The sequence below is a fragment of the Embleya sp. L77 genome (assembly GCF_055557415.1).
Genome location: NZ_CM145709.1, coordinates 971,079 through 991,744, shown reverse-complemented (window position 1 = coordinate 991,744; position 20,666 = coordinate 971,079). Strand labels below are relative to the sequence as shown.

Here is a 20,666-nt window from a genome sequence, read left to right as displayed (position 1 = left end):
GGATGGGCTTCGGCCCCAAGTCCATGGCCACGCTCGGCAAGGCGATCACCGGCCGTGATCTTCCCGCCACGAATTCCGCCGCAGTATCGGGCGCATCGGGCGCATCCGGGGCGCCCCGCATGCGCCGGGCATTCGGGAGCCACAGCCGGGCGGACATTCTCGTCGTGGTCGTGGCGATGGCCGTCGACCTGCTGGGCTACGCGGTCACCATCCGCGGTCCCGGGCCCGGCGAGACGGCGGGCAACATCGCGTTCCTGGTCGCGGCGGCACTGTGCCTGATCGCGCGTCGGCGCGCCCCGGTCCGGGTGCTGCTGCTGGTGCTCGTCCTCCAGGTGGGGCTGAACCTGTTCAGCGACATCGGACAACGTTTCGGCTTCGTGTTGGCGGTCGCGCTGTACACCGTCGGGCTGTCCTGCCGGCCCAGGACGGTCGCCGCGGCCGCGGTGCTCACCATGGCCGCCCAGACGTCGGGCTACGCCAACGCGGACATGCCGCTCTTCTACAGCATCAGCGGCGATCTCGTGGCGACCGTGTTGGTCGTGGGCGCGAGCGCGGCGGTGCGGCACTGGCAGGGCCAGGTCGAGGTCAACCGCGAGTTGCTGGCCGAGCGGGCGCTGACCGAGGAGCGCCGGCGGATCGCCCGCGAACTGCACGACATCGTGGCGCACCACATCACCACGATGCATCTGATGTCCGGCGGCGCCCGGGCCAGCCTGGAACGCGACCTCGACGCCGCGCGCGGCGCGCTGCTCACGCTGGAGGCATCGGGGCGGGTCGCGCTGGACGAGATGCGCCAGCTGCTCGGCGTCCTGCGCAGCGACAAGGATCCGGAAACCGCGCCCTCGGCCCCGCAGCCCGGCGTCGACGACCTCGACCGGCTGATCGCCGAATCCTGTCTGGCCGGCCTGCCGACCGAGCTCTCGGTGATCGGCACGCGCCGCGAGTTGCCGTTGCCGGTCGGCCTCGCGCTGTACCGGATCACCCAGGAGGCGCTCACCAACGCCCGCAAGCACGCCGGCAGCGCGGCCATGGCGCAGGTACGGCTGGAGTACCTGCCGGATGCGGTGGCCATCGAGATCCGTGACGACGGTGGCAGCGGCGGCGGTGACGGCGGGGGCTACGCGATGACCGGTGGTGGGCACGGGCTGCTGGGGATGCGCGAGCGGGTGGCGGTGCACGGCGGGTCGTTCGAGGCGGGGCACGTTGCGGGCGGTGGATTCCGGGTCGCGGCGAGCATCCCGGTGGCGGCGGTGGAACCGGTCGTCGAGCCGGTTGTGGAACCTGCCGTCGAGCCGGTTGTGGGGCCGGTCGGCGGGTCGGGTGCGGGGCCGGTCGCCGAGCCGGTTGCGCGGTCGGGCGGTGGGTCGGCCGGGGAGCCGGTCGGTGGCACGACGGGGGAGCCGAGGGCGGGGGCCGTTCCCGCCGCGCTCACCCACCTGAGCCCGGTGGAGATCGAGCTGCTGCGCCTGGTTGCCGCGGGCAAGGCAAGCGGCGAGATCGCCGAGACGATGCGGATCGACGGCCCGACGGTCGCGCGGTACGAGAGCGGGCTGCTGGGCAAGCTGGCGCTTCGCGATCGTGCCCAGGCCGTGGTGGTGGCATACGAATCCGGCCTGGTCCGGGTCGGTCACACCACCGCGACGCGCTGACGCCGAGGGGTTCGCGGCGGTGCCCTCGCGGCGGTGCCCTCGTGGTGCGCTCGTGGCGAGGCGCGGGCACTTGTGCGTTCGCACCAAGGGTCGCCCTCGGGTTCGTCGTCACGGCCATGAGCCGGAGCGCCCGGTCGGCGTAGCGTGCCGGTACGCCGCCCGGCCCACCTGCGAAAGAGGTCCCATGACCGCAACCGTCGAACCCGCGTACTGGAATGCCCGCCTCGTCGAGCTGATCGCCGAATACGAGGTGCCGGGTGCGAGCCTGGCGTTTCTGCACGAGGGGGAGGTGCACTCCTTCGCCGCCGGAGTGCTCAACAAGGACACCGGGACGCCGGTCTCCACCGACTCGCTGTTCCAGATCGGCTCGGTCTCCAAGGTCTGGACGGCGACCCAGCTGATGCTGCTCGTCGAGCAGGGCCGGCTCACGCTGGACACGCCGGTCGTCGACCTGCTTCCCGAGTTCAAGGTCGTCGACGCCGAGGTGACCAAGACGGTGACCGTGCGGCACCTGCTGACGCACACCTCCGGCATCGACGGCGACCTGTTCACGGACACCGGGCGCGGCGACGACTGTCTGGAGAAGTACCTCACGGCCTGCGCCGAGCTGACCCAGATCCACCCGATCGGGGAGTCGTTCTCGTACTGCAACTCCGGCTTCGTGATCGCCGGGCGGATCATCGAGCGGCTGACCGGCAAGACCTGGGACCAGGCGCTGCGCGAGCAGATATGCGAGCCCCTGGGCCTGACGCACACCTGGACGCTGCCGGAGGACGTGCTGCGCTTCGGCGCGGCGACCGGGCACGTCGAGGACGGCAACCCGACCACGGTCTGGGGCCTGCCGCGGTCGATGGGGCCCGCCGGGCTGATCTGCGCGCGGGCGAGCGACGTGGTCGAGTTCGGCCGGGCCCACCTGGGCACCGAACTGCTGGCCGCGCCGGGCGAGATGACCGTGCCGCAGGTGCGCCTGCCGAACCCGTACACGCTCGCGCCGGAGTGGGGGATCGGCTGGATCCTCGACGAGTGGTCCGGGCACCGGGTGATCCTGCATGCGGGCAACACCATCGGCCAGTCCGCGATGCTCTGGGTCGTGCCGGACACCGGCACGGTGGTCTGCCTGCTGGTCAACGGCGGCGACTCCGGTGCGATCCAACGCGCGCTGGGCCGCGAGCTGTTCGCCGCGCTCGCGGACATCGAGATGCCGGAGCAGCTCGGCCCGCCCGAGACGCCGGTGGACGTGGACGTCACCGGGTACGTCGGGACGTACGAGCGGGTGGGCTGCCTCGCCAAGGTGAGCGTCAACGACGACGGCAAGCTGCACCTGCACATCGAGGTCACCGGCGCGCTGGCCGACATCTCGCCGGACATGCACTGGGACCTGGTACCCGTCGACGCGACCACGTTCGTGGGCCGGCGCGAGGGTAGCCCGCTGTGGGACAACGTGGTCTTCTACGAACTCGCGGACGGCTCCCGGTACATCCACATGGGCGTACGCGCCACCCCGAAGACGGCCTGACCCCTCACGTCGCCGGCCACCGCGCGGGTCACGCCCGCGCGGTGGCTCGGACGAAGCGGGCCCAGGGGGCGCGGCGTACGGCGAAGGCGTCCGCCCGCCGTTCGGCCGGGGAAGCTCGACCCGGCGGTGGGCCGGCGCATCCACCGGGTGGCCCGGGAGCAGGGGCGGGGCCACCGAGATCCCGGCCTCCCTCCCCGTACCGACCCGCCGCCGCGGCGGATGCGCCGCACCGGGACCCGAGCGGCGATCCGACCGGGGCACCACCCGACGCGGCGACGGCCCGCCGGGTGGTGCGGGTGCGGGTCCGGGCTTACGGTCGAACGAGTGGGCGGGAACACCGCCCGGGGTGGGCGGTCCGCCGCCCCTCCCGCCGGACGGCGCCGCAGGGACGCGGCCCCGGCAGCGCAGGACCGCAGGACCCATCATGGCGAAACCGTACGCGTCACCCTCGCAGACCGCCGCGGCCTCCCAGCGAAGCGGCGGCAGTGGCGCCGCGCTCGCGGTGATCGCCTCGTGTCAGTTGATGGTGGTCCTGGACATCACCATCGTGAACATCGCCCTGCCGCACATCCAGCGCTCGTTGGAGTTCTCCACCACCAGCCTGTCCTGGGTGCTCAACGCCTACACGCTCACCTTCGGCGGCCTGCTGCTGCTCGGTGGGCGGGCCGGCGACATCCTGGGCCGGCGGCGGGTGTTCATCTTCGGCGTGTTGTTGTTCGCCCTCGCCTCGCTGCTCGGCGGATTCGCGCAAAGCGCCCCGCAACTGCTGGCCGCCCGAGCGATCCAGGGGGTGGGCGGCGCGATCGCCTCGCCCACCGCGCTCGCACTGATCACGACCACCTTCGCCGAGGGCCCGGCCCGCAACCGGGCCTTCGGCGTGTTCGCCGCGGTCTCCGCGGGCGGCGGCGCGATCGGATTGCTGGCCGGCGGAATCCTGGTCGAGTGGCTGGACTGGCGGTGGGTTTTCTTCGTCAACGTGCCGATCGGCGTCCTGATCGCGCTGGCCACGCCGCGCTACATCCGCGAGTCCGAGCGACATCCGGGCCACTTCGACCTGCTCGGCGCACTCACCTCCACGCTCGGGATCAGTTCGCTCGTCTACGGCTTCATCCGCGCCGCGCAGGAGGGCTGGCGGGACGCCCTGACCCTGGCCGCGTTCGGGGCGGCCGTGGTGCTGCTCGCGCTCTTCCTGGTGATCGAGCGCAACTCCCGGCAGCCGATCACTCCGCTGGCGATGTTCGCCGACCGCAACCGGGCGGGCACCTACGGCATGATGCTGTGCCTGGCCGCGGCGATCTTCGGGATGTTCTTCTTCCTGACCCTGTTCGTGCAGGACATCCTGGGCTTCAGCCCGCTGCGGGCCGGTCTCGCGTTCCTGCCGATCAGTGCGGTGATCGCGGTGGGCGCGGGCGTCACCTCGCAACTGTTGCCGCGTTTCGGACCCAAACCGTTCATGGTCGGCGGCGCGCTGCTGGCGGCGGCCGGACTCGCCTGGCTCACCCGTACCGACATCCACAGCACCTACGCCGGGAGCATCCTGGGGCCGACGCTGGTGTTCGGCGTGGGCATGGGCATGCAGTTCGTGTCACTGACGCTGATGGCGGTGTCCGGCGTCGCCGCCCGGGACTCGGGTGCGGCGTCCGGCCTGCTGAACGCGATGCAGCAGGTGGGCGGATCGCTCGGACTGTCCATCCTGGTCACCGTCTTCGGCACGGCAAACCGCAACGAGGCCAAGGAACAGGTGCCCGACTTCCTCGCGCAGGCGAGCCCGGTCGAGCGGGCGAACTTCGAGCGCACGGGCGAACTGCCCGCCCCGTGGAGTCACCAGGTGCTGACCACGGGCATCTCCGCGGCCTTCGTGGTGGCCGCGATCTTCGCGGTGATCGCCGCGGTGGTCGCCCTGTTCGTCATCCAGGTGCGCGCCTCGGACCTGGAACGGCTGCGCGGCGGAGGCCCCGGGCCGACCGGGTGACCGGCGGGTGGGCGGTACCGTGCCCGGCGGGCGGAACGTGCCAGGTGGGCAACTGCCGTGCCAGTGCCGCAGGTTGCGGGGCCTTCGCGGCTTCTGCGATCGACGTCAGGAGTTCGAGGCAGCGGGTCAGGTGGCGGGTGGCGATAGAGGCCGCAGGGGCGGCGTGTCGTGACTTCGGCCACCGCGGACTTCCGTTCCTATTCCTGTTCCGTGCGGAACCACCGAGTAGGGTGAGCGTCCGACGGGCGGACCGGGAAAGGACGTCGCATGGGCGAGATCAAACGGCGCCCCGGACGGCCGCCCCTGATCGATCGCCACAAGATCATCAATGCCGCGCTCGAACTCGTCGCCGCCGGCCGCCCGTTGAGCATGCAGGCCGTCGCGGACCGGCTCGGCGTACCCCGCGGCACCCTCTACCACCACGTCGCCGACCGCGAGGAGATGCTCGCGCTGGTCGCCGTCGCCCGGCTCGACGAAGCCTTCGACGAGGCATGGATGCCCGCCCACGACGCCGACTGGCGCACCTGGGTATCCGCCTTCGCCCATGTCATGCGGGACACCCTCATCGCCCACGGGACCCCCGTGGACTACGTGCTCCTGGAACGCGTCGCCGGAAATCGCCAACTCGCCCACGTGGAACGCGCCCTCGAAGCGATGGTGCGCGACGGCTTCACCGCCGTATCGGCGGTGCGCGCCCTCGGCGTGGTCGCCGAACTCGCCTCCGCCGACGCCCGTGCCGTGGTCGTCCAAGGAGCCCAGGGCGCCGAGTCGTACGAATCGTTCCTGACCCTGATCCGCAACAGCACCGACCGCCCACTGCCCCTCCTGGCCGCCGGCACCCCGGAAACCCCGGACCAGGACGCCCAGTTCGCCATCAGCCTCGATGTAGTCCTGGCCGGCATCACCGCCGTTCTTCTCCCCCGACAGCCGGCCGCCGCACGGCCACCGAACTGACCGACGAGCCAACTCCGACATGCAGGCGGGCAGATGGGCGACCAGCGCCCGCGCTGCCGACCGGCCCTTCGCCTCATCCCACGGCGGACACGACCACTGAGGAAGGCGAGCCGACCGCACACTCGAACGTGCCGCTTGCCCATAGGACTCCCAGGGCGTCATCCCGAAGCGATACATACGAGCGTAGTTCGTCCTGCGACCGACCTCCCGACGTAGACGAAGAGGATAGGCGGCGGCCGATATCCACACGTTCGGAGCCCGCCCCACGGCCCGTCACCCGGTGTCGGACGTCGACCCGGACGGCACCGTCGGGGCATAGCCCCCGTCACCCTCGTGCGGTGGACACATCCCCGAGCCCGGTCACGGACCACGCGCCCGCGGCCACCGGCTCGGCCCTCAGACCTTCCCCGGCCGGGATCAACAGGTCCAAGGCGAGCAATGCGTCGATCAGGGCATCGGCGCGGGGAGCGCTGACGCCGTTGCCGGTCAGAAACTCCACCAGCAGCTCTCGCGTCGCAGGTTCGCCCAGTTCCACGACGGTTTGCCAAGCCGCGCGGACGTCCGGATCGGCGGTGACCCCGGTGGCGTCGAGGAACCCACGTGCGGATTGCGGGTCCCTCAAGTACTCGTCGAGCCGGTCGCAGACCGCGGCTGCCGAAACTCCCGGCTCGGCGAACCGTTCCTCGACCAGATCGAGCAGGATCGGCCAACCACCGGTGCGTTCCAGCAGGACATGGACGTCTGCCTCGGTGCTGAACGAGCTCTCCCGCCCGTCCGCGGTGCCCCAGGCCCACACCCCGTCCGCCGAGAGGCGAGTGAGAGAGACGACGCTCCCCGGATCGGAGCGCAGATCGGGGTCGGTGACCGCGAGGAGGACGTCGGCGTAACTCGCGTCCACGACGATGGTGGCCGCGCGGGTGCGCCCCGGTCGCGGTTCGGTTTCGAGCGCTTGACTCACCGCTTTGAGTACCGTCTCGTCGTCGCACCCGCAGAGGTTGTCGACGATGACCGGGTGTCGGCGGTCGGGCTGCTCGCACCGCAACGCCTTGCGGTAGTCGATGACCTTGACGGGTTCGTGGTAGCGGAAGCGGTCGGCGGCGGATTCGGCCGCCTCGCGGAGCGCGGGCATCACTCGGCCGACGCATGTGGCCGGCGTTCCGAGGACGATGCGTACCTGGTTGAGCCCTTCACCGAGCACATCCGTCGTCTGGCGCCACGTAAGTGGCGAGGTCTTGCCGCTGCGCAACCTGGTGCGCGACGCGGAAGCGGACAGCCGCGTGATGGTCGTCCACCGATCACTGCAGAGGGCATCCTCCACCGCCTCCGCCGTGCCCAGCATGCGCAGCACGTTCGACGACCGAACCCGCCAGGTCTGGTCGCCAACGCGGGCGAGTACCCCCAAACCCACCATCTCCTCCAGCAGCGCGCGGAATTCCTCGGGCGCGAGCCGCTCGAACCCGGCTTCCCACCACGTGCGGCACTCGGCCTTGAGTTCCGCCGTGGTCATGCTCCCTCGGCGCCCCTCGTGTGCAGCGTGGGCCATGACCAGAGCGATCAGCTTGTACCGGCTGTCCAGGTTGAGGGTGAGTTCGATGGCCTTGGCGACACTGGTGCGGAACGTCTCCGCGGACAGCACCGTGTCCAAGAGCTTGCGGTTGACGAGGTATGGCGGTGACGCCTGTGTTTCGGCGCGAAGCGTGAGCACCGCGTCGACGATCGCCTCGCCGGCCAGTTGCAGGAGCTTCGGCTGGTAATAGCAGTGCGTGAGGATCTGGTGCACGAGTGCGTCGCTCTCGAAGTGGATGCCCATTGCCTCGGTCGGGACGCGCAGGAGGTCGTGTGCCGCCTTCGGATTCAACGGACCGATGACCGTGGACGCCCCGAAGTGCGCGTCGGCGAGTGGCTGATTGGGCAGGCCCGCGAAGCGCTGCACTTGGTGGAGACCGGCGAATACGACCTTGAACCGTCGGTCGGTGTCGTTCATCAGGTCGCGGAGTCGGGCCGTCTCCCGGAAACCCGTCTTGGCATCCGCCTCGAAGAACGAGTCGCATTCGTCCAACAGGAGGAGCAGCCGACGACGGGAGTCTTCACCGAGCCAAGCGCGGACGTCGCGGCCGACATTGTCGGCGTTGAACGGTTCGATGGCCCCCTTGCGCCGAACGATCACCTCGCGTTCGGCGAGCGCCCCACCAATGCGCGACCATGCCTCGCGCAGTGTTACGTCGGATCCGTCCCCGGCGCCCGGGAGGCACACGTACGCCCCCAGGTAGTCCGCGATACCGGCGAAGTGACGTTCCGTGGCGCGCAGGAGTGCCGACTTGCCGAATTGCCGTCCCCCGTAGATGAGGCTGGTGCCTCCGGGGTCCATCAGTGCGCTGCGCTCGGCCTGACGGCCGTAGAACATCTCGGCCGGGACGCGCTCGTTCACGCTGGGGCAGTACGGGTTCACCGCGGCGAAGGGCAGGAGCAGTCGCATGGTGGCGTTGATGCGCCGGTAGCCGCGGCTGCCGAGGTAGGCCAGGGCCGTGTCGTCGAGTACGGCGATCGGCTTGTCTCGGTTCCGGACCGCTTCGTCCGCGAGTTGCCGACGGTGCGCGGCGGAGAACGGACCGAACAGGCAGACCAGGACGGGGATGTCCGAGGCGTCCTGGCGGACCCAGCTCACGATGGTTCGCACGTCCGTCAGTTCACGCACCATGAGAAGCCGCAACCGATTCCCGATCTTCGAACCGAACGTCGGGACAAGGGGGTCACCGATCCGGCGGACGTTGACCAGGTCCACCCATCGCCGTTGCGGCGGCGTGTCCTGAAGGTCGGGGCTGGGCTTCCAGTTCGCGTACTCGATGCCCGCCAGGCGCAACGGCGCGCGCAGGAAGGACGTGGGGTCGCCGCGCCGGGTGCGGAGTCCATCCTTGGCGTCCCGCCACAATCGGAACGCCTCGCCGGTGCTTCGGCGTTCGTCGGCGCCCAGACGGGTGTAGTCCAGCGGCCCGAAGCGCTCCCCGGTCTCGGCCGCGCGGATCACCGCTTCGCTCAACCCGTCGGCAAGCGCGTCCGGGACGGCCGGGAAGTATTCGCCGAGTTCGTCGTGGGCTTCGCCGTCCGGCGGGAGGATGCCGTCCTTAGCGTTGAGCAGGTACTCCTCCGCGGTAGCCAGGTCCCCCTCGGCGACCCGGGATTCGATGGCGTCCCGAACGTCGGCGACCACACCCTCGTGGTTCAGGAGCGCAAGTGCCAGGGCCTCGTTGAGCGAAGCCCTGGCATGTGCCGCACACTCTTCGAGTGCCGCCTCGACGGCATCGAGTTCAGCGCCGACGGTGCCCAGGTCGCTGCGTTCGATGTCGGCCACGGCCAGTGCCGCCCCCAGTCGGCTGCGGTCCGCGTCGACCAGCCGGCCGTGCCGTGCGGCGCTGTCCACCGCCCTGCCGACGGCCGTGTGGCGGTCCCGCAGCTCACGGCGGACCAGTTCGTGCTTCTTGGTGATGACCTGGAACCAGTCGGCGGTAGGGTCCCCGAGCATTTGCCGGTCGGTCCGGGACAGGGATTCGGCCAGCAGTTGCGCGCCTCCGAAGTCAGCGGCGTCCACGCGGGCGAGGAAGGCCGTGCGCGCATCGGTGGTCACCGCGCGCGCGATGTCCTCGGCGGTTGCCGGTGCGCACAGCGCCGCGTCGTCAGTGAGTCGCACCCGTGCGGACCTCAAGAGTTCGGCATTCAGCAGCAACGCGGGTTCCGGGTCCGGTCCGCTCAGTGTGCGTCCGTCGAAGAGTGCGATGGTCGTGTCCAGGCTGTCGCGCACGAATCGCGCGACGGCCGGGATCACCGTGTCTGCGGTGGTCGCGGCGTACCGGTCCAGCTCCGCCCGAACCTCGTCGCGGCAGGCCAGCAGCGCATCGCGCAGCTCTTTCAGTGGGCGTGCGCTCCACGGGTCGGCGTCCACGGTGGCCGCCGCGGCATGCTGGGTGTCCTGCACCCATTGCCGGACGAACGCCAGCGATTCCCGGGCCGATTCGAGCAGCCGGTTGCGAGCGGCCCCCTCCAGTCGAGGGGCGCCGGGTTCCCGGAACGCGCGATCGACGGCGGCGAGTTCGTCCTCCAACGCCCCGCTCTTGCTGAGTCGGCGCAACGTGGCGGCGGTCTGTGGTGCGTATCCGCGGTCGTTGGTCGCCGCGGCTGCGAGGAGTTGCCCGATGAGGCCGTTCTCCGGGTGCCACCAGCGGTCCGCGATCACATTCGCCCGCCCGAACGAATAGTGTCGCGGGCGGGTGAGCATGGCATCGGCCGCGTCCGCACTTCCGCGCGCGAGCCGATCGGCGTCGGAGATGGGGCTCAGCAGGCGCAGCCGTTCGGGCTGAGCCAAGGCACCCTGCTCGGAAGCAGTGGCGATCCGCTCGGCCACGGCGCGGACCGCAGGCAGGTCCGACATTCCTGTGGTGGCACCGCGCAGCAGGTCCTGCGTGAAGTGTCCGCAGAGCACCGCGGCGCGGGTGGCAGCGGCCACGGCGAGCAACTGTGTGACGCGACCGGGCCGCAGGCGCGCGGGGTCGACGCCCGCGAGTCCGACGCGCAGGCGCTCACCGAGGACGCCGGAGTCGCCGCGCACCGATTCCGCGTAGGTGCACGCTTCGAGGACGCCGGAGCAGCCCGCCGCGAAATCACCATCGCGGGCCGCCGCGAATTCGAGCGTCCCGGCCAAGTGGTGTGCCAAGCCGAGCCGTTGAGTCTCCAGGAGGTTCGCGAACAACGCCGAGACCCGATCGGCCGACATCGTGGTCGGCGCGGCGGGCACGACCTCGTGGCGCACTGCGGCCGACAGGTGGTCCGCGTCGGTGGTGACCGTGTCCTCTCCCGCCCGCACGGGAGAGGACACGGTCACCACCGGTTCGCCCGGCTTGGTCGCCGCGGGCGCTTCCGGGTCCGGCGAAGGAGAAGTGCCCTCCGCGGTACCGGAGTCGACTGTTCCGGAGTCGACGGCTTCCGGTTCCGTACCGGGACCGTCCGGGGCAGCTGGGACGGCGTCCTGCGTGTCTTCGGAAGCGGCGCGGGCGGGCCCGACCGGCTCCGCATCGGCCGTTTCCGTGAACGAGAGCTGACCGCGCAACGCTGCGGTGACCAGGCTGGGATCGGGAAGAGTCGCCCGCACACTGTCGGCGAGGATGTCCACGGTGTCGTCGTCCGCGTCCCGGGCGACGGCATCCACGAGCTGCACGAGGCCGGCGAGCGCCTGCGCCCGCGCACGCTGTCCCTCGTCCCATGTCCCCGCGTCAGAGGCCAGTGCCCGTGCCTCGGCTTGCACTGCGGCAAGGGATTCGGCCCGATTCGGTGGGCCGGTAAGCACGGCGATGCGCTCCAGCTCGCCCACGTTCTCCGCCTCGGCTGCCGTCCGGCGGGCCTGGAGGAGCTCGGCCATGCCGCGTCTGGAGTCGGGGATCTCCTCGACGGGCAGTCCGAGATCCTCGCCGATCCTGACGCGCGTCGTCCGAAAGGCCGTCCTGACCGAGTCGATGTCCGAAACGTCTTCATCGGCCGGGGGCCGACCGGCTGCCAGCGCAGCCTGCATCGCGTCGAGGGCACACCGGGCCGCGTCGATGGCCCGGTCCAGCTCACACAACTCGGGTTCCGCCGCCACGGCCATCGGGGAGTCGCCCGGCGAGATGTCCGGTTCTTCCGCGAAATCCCCGCACGCGCTGACGAACTCGCGGCAGCCCGCCTCGACTTCCGCGATGGTTGCGACGTCCCAGTTCTCCGGTGCCAGTTGCGCGTCGGTGATTGCGACGCGCAGAAGCGTTGCGGCGGCCGGCCCGGCTCCCCACCAGGACAGCACGGCGAGGCGAACGAGGTTGCGGTCGAAGGTCACATTGTCCAGCGTCTGCCGCAGCACATCGTCCACCGGGGACGAACCGGGTCCGGCAGGTGCCAGGACATCCATGATCGGGCGCGTCAGGAGCTGTGCGATTCGGTGCCGCCGCTGCGGGTCGAAGCGGCGGAGCAGGGTGAGTGCGTGTTCGGCCGCGGTGCGGGTGGGCTTGCGCGCGGGAGGGATCATCAAATCACGGAGCAACGAGGTGCGTTGAGGGTTGGGCAGCCGCCACATCGCGTCGACGAGCGCCTGGGGTGATACCAGCGCTACACAGTCGTTCAACGGGTCGCCCAGGTTCGCCAATCGTTTTGCGACCGCTTCCTTGGCCTCGACGATGTGCTTGTCCGTCGGTGACAGATTCGGGTCCTCGCGCAGTGCCTGGATCTCCTCGGGAAACGTCGCCGCCCAGATCCGGTCGTCCATGGTCGTCGGCCTCACGGTCATCGCAGGCTCCCTTGCTCGGGGCGGTGGTCGGGTTCCATCTCGGGGGCGTCGTGGCGCACACCCCGGCTGTGCCGACGCACGAAGGTCGTACCAGGGGGCAGTTCCGGGTCCTCGCCGTGCAGACGTGCGTATTCCGCGTACTCCGCACACGCCTGTGCGGACGCCCGCCATCCATCGGGCAGAACCCGCAGGAAGGGAGCGACCGTGTGCAGGCCGACAACTACCGACTCTGCGTTCTCGGATGCCGTCGCACGAGTGGCGGTGGCATGCTGCCCCGCCTCCGGCGGCCACCAGGTGAACGTGTCGGGTTCTCGATGTGCCACCAGGCCGGTGTGAACGGATGAATCGGTGGCGCCGACGGTGACGTGAATCAGGCCGGCATCGATCAGCGTTGTGCATGCCGCAGCGACGGTCCGACGCAGCAGTGCCTCGTCCACGTCGCGATGGTCGAGGAGCAGGGCGGTCATGAGTTCATCCGCCCGCAGGCTGCGTTCACCCTGCGGCCCGCTCTCCCCGGCGAATCGGATCCTCGTGAGTACCGCACCGCGAATGTTGTCGTCGAACGTGCTTCTACCGGTGCCGGAGCCCGTGCGGTGCGGCCCCGGCAGGTCGACGCGCACCCGGGCACCTCCGGGGGCCCAACAAGCGACGGCTCGCTGCCCCGGTTGCACCACCATGGGCCAGGTGAACAGTAGAGCGCCATCTTCCACGGAGGCTTGTTGCAACGCCTCGGCAGGGAGCAGCGGGCGATCGGGCTCCGCGTGGAGCTCCACCAGGACGAATTGCCGATCACCCCACTCATCGCTGCGACATGCGGGCAGCGGCATGATGCCCTGGTCCAGCACCGTGGCGGTCAGGCTCACCGAGGTGACGAACAGGCTGTCCGGGTACCGGGTGACATCGAACTCGTCATCGTCCCCGGGCGTGTCTTCGTCCACCGGCGACACCAACCACATTCCGCCACCCTGCCACGGCTCGTGCAGGGCGACGTTGCCGTGGCGCCCGGGCCCCGCCGCCTGGCGTGCAATGGCCAAGTGGGCGTGGACGAGCGTCTCGGCGAGTGCCGCCCCGGCACAGGCGGCGTCCTCGCCGTTGCCGTCTCGGGTCCGGTACGACGCCGCGTAGGACGTCAGCGCGGGAAGGATCGCGGTGAGTCGGTCCTCTCCGGGTTTTGCATGCGTGACCCGGTAGGCCAAGTCTCGCAGGTCGCCGCCTCCGAAAGGGCCGGCGGAGGCCATGCGGGCATCGAACCGCGCCTTTGGCGTCGCGTACCCCGCCCAGTTCAGCATCCCGGGTGCGGACTCGACTATCTCGGCCACCGTCCTGAGCGTGGCAAGCACCGCCTTACGCAACAGTCGTTCGTCCTCGGGGTCGTCCAACAGACCGGCCAATACGCCAAGGTCGAGTAGTCGGCGGCGGTGGCGGACGAGGTGATCCGCGTAGGCGTCGAGGTCCACGGCAATCCCGGCAGAACCGGGAGCGGGCCTGCGACAGGGGGCGGCCCGGCAGACATGGCCGAACGGATCGATGGATGATCCTCGCCTTCCTTCGCGGCACCTGCGAAGTTCCGCTCCCTCACCCCCTTCCCAGGCCAGGAAGGCACTCCAGTCGACGATGACACGTTCGCGAAGGAACGGATCCGGGGCGTCCGAGGAGACGGGGACCTCGCGTGTGGGGAACCACGCGTGCGGATCGACCCAGCCGTCCTCGTCCCAGATTCGTGCCTCGTCGCCGAACACCGCCACGACCTCGCCCCACAAGGTGTGGTGATTGCGTGTGTGCTCGACGAACGCGCCTATGGGCAGCGCCTCGAGGGACGTCTGTACATCGACGAAGGCGTCCGGTACGTCGCGATAGCAGCCCTGCGCCGGGTCGAAATCGAAGTGCAGGGCGTTCCAGGCGGTCGCCGGATGCAGTGGTGCCGAGCGAACTCCCGCCACATCGCCCAGAAAACGTTCGATCCTGGCGCGGTGCTCGACAGACATCGCGGCGGTGCCGTACAGCAGTTCGGCGCCGAACAGCGGCTCCTCGCGCCAGACCACCCGCCCGCGCCCGAGCGCTTCGACCACCCCGATCACCCGCCCGATCCGGCCGGAGAGGCGGCGCGCGATCGACGCGATTCCCGTTCCAGGTGGTCGGCGTAGCGCCGGATGCCGTCCGTTGTCTCGACGACCCGACCTGCGATCGCCAATCGGGTGAGCGAGTCCTCTACGTCGAGCAGTCGGATGCCCGGGTCGACGCCGCGGAGGCGGTGGTAGAGCAGCCGAGGCCACAAGGGGCGTCGACGGCCGGTCACGAGGGATACGTAGGAGTCTTCACCGCGCAGCACCCGGTGGATCATCCCCGGGGTCAGCCCGCGGAAGCAGTCCCACAGCAGCGCCACGATCCAGCGGTCCAGCGCCTCGAGGTACTGCCCGGTCTCGCGCCGCACCGAGGGTTTCGGCCGCGGAGTCTCCAGGGCATCGAGCAGTGTCGGGCGAGGTCCCTGGGCGAGATCGTCGGCCCGGCTCCAACAGTGCGAACAGCGGCAGAGCCCGTTGTCCTTGCAGGATGCTCCTGCCGGCACCGGCTCGCGGAAGTACTCGGCGATCCCGTCGACGGCACACCTGCGCGAATCCGTGTACCAGGCCGCCAACGCCTGGTACTCCCGGCGATTGCGCTGTTGCCCGGTGGTCATGCCGGCCAGGTATCGGGCCGGCAGCGCCGCCGCGGCCACGGTTCCCGCAGGGCTGGTGGTGGCTACCGCCACCAGGGTCCGGTAGTTGCCCGCCTGCGACACATCCAGGAGTCCGAGGTCGTGCAGACCCCCGAGGAACGCCCACGTTGCCGCGGGGTCTGCGGCAAGGTCCCGATATCCGGCCACCTCGGCGGACAACGCATGGTGGATGTCCACCGTCGCCGTGTGACCCGGGACATCCGCTTCGGTCGCCAACAGCACATCGAGCGCCGCGGCAGCCACGGCGTCCAGGCCGATCGTGGCGGCGCCGCCCGACGGGCGGCCGATTCGGACCGCTGCCGGGAAGTCTCCGCCGTCGGCCAGCACCCCTGCGGACGACAGTACGGCGACGGCCCCGATCACGGCCGTCCGGTATTGCTCGGCGCTCCTGACCTGACGCGCCATGCCGGGTTCAACCAGACCATCCCGTACGTCGTCGCCCACACAGGTGTCCGCCATCCGGACCGGATCCAGCCAGCCGTCCGCCGAAGCGGCCCGCATCACCGCTTCGCCGAGCCGCGTGAGTACGGCGTCGGGCAAGCGCTGTGAACCCATCCAGGCCACCATGCGCAGCCCGCGCCCTGTTCCCAGCGCCAGACCCGCGGAAAGGGCGTCGACCGCCTCCGGGGGCCGCTGCGCCTGATCCCGACCCGCCCGCCCGAGTTGCTGGTAGAGCGCCGCCAGGTCGGACGGCGGCGAAACGGTGAACACCGCCCGGATGTCGGGGCGGTTCATTCCGAGGCCGAAGGCCGAGGTGGCGACGATCACCAGTGGCACGAAACCTTCGTCGCCTTTGCTCGGCGCTTCGCGGAACTCGGTCAGCACCGACGCCTTTTCGGCCTCCGACAGGCGACCGTGGAAGCGCCGCACATGCCTGCTGCCGGTTTCGCCGACGAAGGTACGCAGGTGGGCGTAGAGGGCCTCGACCTCCTTGACGGTCAGGCAGTACACGATGCAGTGCCCGTCGCAGGCACTGACCACCTGCTCCACCAGCCCGGCTGTCGCCGTCCGTCCACCGGAGGGCATCCACCGCCGGTACAGCGCCAGTTCGGGACGCAGGGCACCGGCCTTGACGGTCACAAGTCTCTCGTCGGACGCCACTCGGGCGGGCAGCCCGAACAGGATGGCGCGGAGCCCTTCCACCACCGTGTCGTTGGCGGTTGCGGTCACCGCGGTGACGCGCACTCCGTGTTCCTCGCGAAGTTCCTTGAGCAGCCGGGCGGCCCTGCGAAAGCTGGGTCGGAAGTCATCGCCCCATTGCACGAAGGTGTGCGCCTCGTCGACGGCGATCCGCCTCAGGATGCCGCGTCGTGCGGCCGTGCGCAGTGCCTCGGCGAAACGTCGGTCGGCCAATCGCTCCGGGGAGAGGTACACCAGCTTGATCCCGTGCGAGACCTCGCCGGTCAGCTCCTGGATCACGTCGGTCTTGCCGGTGCGGCTGTTCGACTCGGCCAGCGGTCCCACCAACGCGCGGACGGCGCCGCCGATCGACGCGTTCAGCTCCATGGCCTGATCGGCCATCAGGGCGACGAGCGGGGACACCACAACCGTGACGCCGGGGAGGACGAGGGCCGGCAACTGGAAGGTATAGGACTTGCCTGCGCCGGTGGGCAGCAGCGCCAGGACATCGCGGTCGTCGGCCACCGCCCGCAGCACGTCCTCCTGGTACGGCCGCAGCGTCAACGCTGCCGTCTCGAAGCGCAGGTGCCCGGCGACTTCGGCGCAGCGTCGGACGAGTTCGTCGGCCGGCGTACCGTGCTCGCGTGTCGCGTCCACCTCGTCCCGGGACATCGCGAGATTGCGTATCGCGAGCATTTGCGGCAGCAGGGTGTGCCGGTCGAGTGCTCCGGGCGTGCACAGTGCCTCGGCACGTCCGTGGGCGAGGCGACGTCGGTCCGCCAGGAACCGCCAGATCCTCGCCCAGCCCTCGGCCATCGTGGTGAGGTTGCCCCCGCATTTCTCCCCGGTCGCGGGGTCGAACTCCAACAACTCGGCATCGAGCGACTCCAGGAACACCTTGCGATAGGTACGTCGAAGCGCGGTCCGGCCGGCAAGCCTGCGGTCACCGACCACGATCACCCCGACGTGCTCGCTGCTGCGGATCAGGCGACCCACCGCCTGCCGGAGGTCGACGGCCGCCAGCGGCAGGTAGTACTCCTCGGCCGCGACCCGATCGGGGTCCGGGTGCCCGTCGGCTTCGGCCCGGGCGGCGACGGCCGCGCGTCGTGCCGCCACGACCGGGTCGGCGAACGGCGCGAAAGGCAGCTTGTTGATCCACACGAGGCCGAGGCGATCGTGGGCGAAGTCGACTCCCTGCCACAGGCCGCGCGTGGCCACGCATACCCCGCCCTCGGCCGAGAACTCGGACACCGCACGGGCGTTCCCCAGGATGGGGGCGACGTGGACGGGGACGTGGGGTGCTTCGCCCGGCAGCAGTCGCAGCAGGTGTTCCGCGGTTCCGGAGGCCGCGGCCTTCGATGTGGTCAGCACCAGGGCGCCGTTGCTCCAGGCTTCCCCGGTGGCGTCGACACCGACCACCTCGCGGACATAGCCGGCCACCTGGTGCGCGAGGGTACGCATCGCGCCCTCGGCCTGCTCGGCCCAACTGGGAAAGTCGGTGAAGCACACCAGGCGGGCCTGTTTCCGCAGGTCGAAGACCCCTGGCAGAGCGTGCGCCGTGACCCGGTCGGCCAGGCCCAGCCGGCCGCGGATGTACCGCCAGTCGCCGGAGACGCGCAGGGTCGCGGACACGTAGACCGTGCGGGAGAAGGCCGACAACGCCTGCTGCCAGTTCTCGTCCCGGGCAAGCTCAATCGGGCCGGTCGCCACGGTGAACCCGTATCTGCGCGGCGATTGTGCCAGCCCGGTGACGTCCACTTCCGTCGCGTACACGACGCGGTTCGAATGCCGAAAGAGCTCTGGCCCGGCCGTGACGGGCGCGCCCGGCCCCGGACGGTCGCCGAGGTCTTCCTCGGTCCCGGTGGCCGGCTCGGAATCGCCGTCGGAGTCTCCGGCGGTCTCGGACCCCCGGTAGTCGACAGGTGCGGAGGCGGCCGGATCGGGACGCGGCGCGAACACGCCGCTCGCGTCCGTGCTGATCCGTTCGCAGGCGGTGGTGACTTCATGCAACCGGGTGGCGAGCGTACGCGTGTGCTCCCTGTCCCACCAGGACGACCCGACGTCGCCGCCGGAGTCGAGCCGGCGCAGCAAGGCGGCCCGCGCCCGCGCGGTGAACCCGGCCAGAGTGCCGATCTCCTGCACAAGATGCCGGGCCGCCGGTACCTTGCCCAACCCGGCATGCGGGCCGGCCAAGGTGGCGCTGCGGTGTCCGGGTTCGCCCGTCTCGGCGTCGAACACGGTGGCGGCCTGGCGGGGGAGTCGAGCCGCGCCGAGGAACGCCTCCAACTCGGCGAAGGCATGGACCAGTTCCGGCGTGGAGTGTGCCCTGCGCTCGCGCAGCCAACGTCGCGCCTGAGTGGCGATCTGCTCGACGGCCCGATAGTCGACCTCGGCCCCTGCCGCCTGGGTCGCCGCTTGCTCCAGCGCATGTGCCTCGTCGACGATGAGGAGCGTATGAGAGCCGTTCGTCGCCAGACGGTCGATGTGGCCGAGGAGCAGCGCATGGTTGGCGATGACCAGGCGGTGTGATTCCAGCGCCTCGGCGACGGTGTCCGTGTGGGCGGCCAGCACGGAGGGGGCATCGGCGCTGTAGTCGCCGCCGTTCTGCGACAGGGACTCCAGCCAGAGGCCCAGCACGTTGCCATCGTTGGCGGATACGTACTCGGCAAGGAACGTGGTGACGTCGCCGGGGTCGGCGCTGTGTGCCCACCACCGTTTCAGTGCGGAGTCGGCCGTCACCAGGCGTCGAACGAGCCACGCCAGTAACTCCCCGAAGCCGGGAGAGTCCGAGAACGCCCCGGGGCGGCGGCCGGACACGCCGGAAAGCGGGCGCCGCTCGTGACGCGTGGCCTCGGCCAACACGGCCACCAATGCTCGCAAACTCAGCCGGCCGGCTCGGCCGCGTACGACGTCACAGGCCGACACGAGTCCGGGTATCCCGCTGCCGAGGCGGACCACCACCTCGGCGAGCTGGCGCTGCAACTGCCCGGTATACGTGGCGATGACGACCCGGTTGCGCGGGGCTGCGGCAAGCCAGTCGAGTGCCGCGGCGATCAGCACGAGGCTCTTGCCCGTGCCGGTCGGGGCCTCGACCAGAGTGTCATGCCCGGAGGCCAACTCCGCGGCGATCAGGTCCGCCATCTCCTGCTGGGCGGGGCGTTCCTCGGCGGGAGGCTCGCCCGGCCGCCGCAGCCGGTCGGCGAGTAGGTAGGGCGACAACCGCCCGTCACGGATGAGCCCCACGGGGATGGACGGGTCGGTGGTGGCGCGGCCACGGCGCACCCCGGCGGGAGACAGCGCGGACGCCAGGGTGGCGCTCACCCTGGCGTCGTCCCATGTCGATTCGTCCGTCGATTCGCCCGCCGTCGCTGCGGCTTCGCCCGACCTACCCTGCGTCGCGGACGCCTGTGCAGACAGGGCGGCGAGGACCGACCACGCCGCGGACCCCCTGGTGACCGAGAAGAGCAGATCGCGCAACTCGGCCGGCCAAGCGACCACTTCGCCTGCCAGACGGCGCAGCAGCCGGGCCGTGACGAGTGTGTCATGCAAGGCGTCGTGGAGACGCAGGCCCTCGATGTCGATGGCGAGCTCGTCCGCGAGCTTGGCCAACCGATGGTCCTTGGCGTGCGGCCAGGCCAGGTGTGCGAGGTAGAGGGCGTCGACGCGACGCAAACCGTCGATCGGGGGCAGGCCGACACGGCTCGTCTCCGCGTCCAGCCAACGGAAGTCCGCCGTCGTTCCGTTGTAGGCGATGAGGATCTCGTCCTCCGCGAGCCAGGCACGGAATTCGGCAAGGACGTCGACGGCCGGCCGTGCGGTGCGCCCGTACTCGAAACGCGTACGAGCGCTCCGGAGCAACAACTCCCATTCGGTATCCGGGAGTTGCACGTACGCGGCGAAAACGTCCTCGTGGTCGGACGCTCCCGCCGTGCTCGGCGCGCCCAGGGGCACGCGGACGGCGCCGAGTTGGTACATCCGTCGTTCGCCCTCGGGCGCGGAAGCGGTGGGGCGGACCACACATTCCAGGTCGACGATGACTACGGACTCGGGCGGCCCGGTGGTCCGCGTCGCGTCGGACGTGTCGGCTGATGCGTCCGTGGTCACCAGGGCGTACTTGTCGTCCGCGAAAACCACCAGACCCGCCGCCACCGCATCGTCCACCGCGGCTCGGAAGGGGCTCTCGCGCACCGCGCCGAAACGTGCGCGGGCCACGCCCAGCAGCGCATCCCACCCCAGCGGCCCGTTGTCGGACAAGAGCCCGACAACGCGCTCCACCCCCGCAGACATCCCACTCCCCATTGGCACCCCACCCCTGAGGACCACTGTTGGTTTTATACCTTGCTGCCACCACCGTTCGGGTGGTGTTCGTGGAATCAGCCATTCACACAGCTCTCTTCGCCACTCGGCGCCGTTACCTGCATGACGCGATATCCCGATGC

At 70.5% G+C, this 20,666-nt stretch carries 7 protein-coding genes; 4 read left to right on the top strand and 3 right to left on the bottom strand.

Annotated features, from left to right (window positions below; translation table 11 throughout):
• The first annotated feature begins 2 nt into the window (after window positions 1-2).
• From ACZOOI_RS04045 to ACZOOI_RS04030, 4 genes are all read left to right on the top strand, one after another.
• Window positions 3-1,649, top strand: a complete 1,647-nt coding sequence (locus tag ACZOOI_RS04045; protein ID WP_465279434.1) for a helix-turn-helix transcriptional regulator — start codon at window positions 3-5, stop codon at window positions 1,647-1,649.
• 184 nt (window positions 1,650-1,833) lie between these two features.
• A complete protein-coding gene (locus ACZOOI_RS04040) occupies window positions 1,834-3,165 on the top strand; it encodes a serine hydrolase domain-containing protein (RefSeq protein WP_465279433.1) in 1,332 nt (443 codons plus the stop codon).
• Window positions 3,166-3,589: 424 nt separating this feature from the next.
• On the top strand, window positions 3,590-5,137 hold the full coding sequence (locus ACZOOI_RS04035) for an MFS transporter (RefSeq protein ID WP_465279432.1): 1,548 nt from the start codon (window positions 3,590-3,592) through the stop codon (window positions 5,135-5,137).
• Window positions 5,138-5,404: 267 nt separating this feature from the next.
• A complete protein-coding gene (locus ACZOOI_RS04030; protein WP_465279431.1) occupies window positions 5,405-6,091 on the top strand; it encodes a TetR/AcrR family transcriptional regulator in 687 nt (228 codons plus the stop codon).
• Between the two features lie 325 nt (window positions 6,092-6,416).
• On the opposite strand, the gene ACZOOI_RS04025 is transcribed toward ACZOOI_RS04030, so the two are convergent.
• From ACZOOI_RS04025 to ACZOOI_RS04015, 3 genes are read right to left on the bottom strand one after another with little or no spacing between them, the layout of a single operon-like run.
• Window positions 6,417-12,392 (bottom strand): hypothetical protein, encoded by a 5,976-nt coding sequence (locus ACZOOI_RS04025; protein WP_465279430.1) that lies wholly within the window; start codon window positions 12,390-12,392, stop codon window positions 6,417-6,419.
• Window positions 12,389-14,461: a hypothetical protein gene (locus ACZOOI_RS04020; protein WP_465279429.1), complete on the bottom strand. Its 2,073-nt coding sequence runs from the start codon at window positions 14,459-14,461 to the stop codon at window positions 12,389-12,391. The genes ACZOOI_RS04025 and ACZOOI_RS04020 overlap by 4 nt, the downstream gene beginning before the upstream one ends.
• A 5-nt stretch (window positions 14,462-14,466) precedes the next feature.
• On the bottom strand, window positions 14,467-20,514 hold the full coding sequence (locus ACZOOI_RS04015; RefSeq protein ID WP_465279428.1) for a DEAD/DEAH box helicase: 6,048 nt from the start codon (window positions 20,512-20,514) through the stop codon (window positions 14,467-14,469).
• Window positions 20,515-20,666: the final 152 nt, after the last annotated feature.

Excerpts from the sequence above, each read along its gene's own strand:
- ACZOOI_RS04045 (WP_465279434.1), top strand. The coding sequence starts at position 3 with ATGGGCTTCGGCCCCAAGTCCATGGCCACGCTCGGCAAGGCGATCACC.
- ACZOOI_RS04040 (WP_465279433.1), top strand. The coding sequence starts at position 1,834 with ATGACCGCAACCGTCGAACCCGCGTACTGGAATGCCCGCCTCGTCGAG.
- ACZOOI_RS04035 (WP_465279432.1), top strand. The coding sequence starts at position 3,590 with ATGGCGAAACCGTACGCGTCACCCTCGCAGACCGCCGCGGCCTCCCAG.
- ACZOOI_RS04030 (WP_465279431.1), top strand. The coding sequence starts at position 5,405 with ATGGGCGAGATCAAACGGCGCCCCGGACGGCCGCCCCTGATCGATCGC.
- ACZOOI_RS04025 (WP_465279430.1), bottom strand. The coding sequence starts at position 12,392 with ATGACCGTGAGGCCGACGACCATGGACGACCGGATCTGGGCGGCGACG.
- ACZOOI_RS04015 (WP_465279428.1), bottom strand. The coding sequence starts at position 20,514 with ATGTCTGCGGGGGTGGAGCGCGTTGTCGGGCTCTTGTCCGACAACGGG.